Annotated in this window: 2 protein-coding genes; both read right to left on the reverse strand. The window is 78.4% G+C overall.

What is annotated here, in order from left to right; all coding sequences use genetic code 11:
* Window positions 1-1,191: protein kinase family protein (locus WCS02_RS20130; RefSeq protein ID WP_479688813.1), on the reverse strand; the 1,191-nt coding region annotated here is incomplete at its 3' end.
* Window positions 1,192-1,308: 117 nt separating this feature from the next.
* Window positions 1,309-1,744: C40 family peptidase (locus WCS02_RS20135; protein ID WP_340296085.1), on the reverse strand; the 436-nt coding region annotated here is incomplete at its 5' end.

Genomic DNA, 1,744 nt, shown 5'->3' on the forward strand with positions numbered 1-1,744 from the left:
GCCCGCGAGCCCGCCGGCCGCGAGCCCGCCGGCCACGCGCCCTCCGGCGCGTGCGCGGCTGCCCGCGTCGGACGTACCCGCGGACCCACCGACGGTCGGGAGGACGTCGGTGTCCCCGTCGTCGTCCCTCTGCGCCGACCCGTCGCGGGTCGTCGCAGGCACGGAGGAGGCGGGAGCGGCCGCCGTGCGGCCCTCGCCCGGGTGGGCGCCAGCCGGGGTGACGACAGGCCCGCCATCACCGCCAGCCGCTCCGGCAGCAGTGGCGGCGGCGCCGGCCGCACCCGCCGCACCCGCACCGGCGGCACCGGCAGCGAGGGCACCGGCAGCGCTGGCACCAGCAGCGGTCCCCGGAGCAGCAGCGCCAACTGGCGGGGCGACGCGATCACGGCTGACGGAGGACCGGGGGGCCGGGGTCTCCCCAGCCTCACCCGGCGCACCCGCACGCCCCTCGCGGACGGCGTGCAGGCGCTGGACGAGCCCGTCGAGCGTCTCGGGCCCCGTGCCGGCGAGGACCTCGGCGACGACGGTCTCCAGGGTCTCCGTGACCTGCCCGCTCAGGGCCCGCACGCCCACGGGCCGGCCCTTCTCGGTGGGGGCGGCGGCCGTCCCGTCGGTGGCGCCGAACGGCCACCGGCCGGTGAGCAGGGCGTACAGGACCGCGGTGAGGTCACGGACGTCCCGGCTCTCGGGGCGTGCCGCGGCGGCCGGGGTCGCCTGGCCCACGGCAGCCACGTCGACCGCGGTCCCCAGCACGCGGACGCGCCCGTCGGGGGCCCGGACGACCTGTCGTGGGCCGAGCCGACCGTGGTGCAGCTGGCGCGAGGCGGCGGTGCGCAGGGCCTCGGCCGCCTCGACCACGACGCGCAGGGCCTCCTGCTCGGTGACGTCACCGGCGAGCGCGGTCGCGTCCTGCCCGGTCACCCACTCCAGGACGACGTAGCCGGCGCCCACCTCCACGCCGACGCCGAACACGCGCTGCAGCCGGGCGTCGTCGACGAGGGCCACGCGGCGCGCGGCGTCCAGCGTCGGCTGGGCCCGGGGGTGGTCGGCGGGGAGCAGGCGGACGCCGACCGGACGCTCGAGCGTCGTGTCCTCGGCACGCCACAGCGTGGTGACAGGGTCGGTCTGGACCTGCTCCTCGAGCCGGTACCTGCCCGCCAGCAGCGTGCCCGGTCCGATGCGGTCCACCACGCGCCTCCAGGGTCGTCGCTCTCCTCGGCCCCACGACCGTCGGGCCGACGCCGGGCTGCCGACGGACCACTGTAGGGGGGCGCCGGGGCGGGACGGCCTCGGACCGGGGCGGCGCGCCTATCCGACCGGCCGGACCGCCCCGTAGAGGGGCTTGCTCCACACGGCGCTGATCTTCACGACGTCGCCGCTCTTGGGCGCGGTGAGGATGAGCCCGTCGCCGAGCCAGATGGCGACGTGGTGGATCGACCCGGGCGAGGAGCCGTTCGCGTAGAACACGAGGTCCCCTGGCAGGAGCGCGGACACCGGGACCTTCGTCAGGCCGGCGTACTGCTGGCGCGACGTGCGGGGGATGGTGACCCCGGCCTGCCGGTAGGCCCACTGCGTGAGGCCGGAGCAGTCGAACGTGCTCGGGCCGGTCGCGCCCCAGGTGTACGGGACGCCGAGCTTGGTGCCGGCGGCGCGGATGGCGGCGGCGGCCGCGGCGGACGGGGCGGCGGCGGCCGCGCGCACGACCACGGCCTGCCTGTCGCTGCCGACGGTGCCCGGCGCGACG

Origin of the sequence: Aquipuribacter hungaricus, from assembly GCF_037860755.1 — a bacterium.
In the GTDB taxonomy this organism is placed as follows: domain Bacteria; phylum Actinomycetota; class Actinomycetes; order Actinomycetales; family JBBAYJ01; genus Aquipuribacter; species Aquipuribacter hungaricus.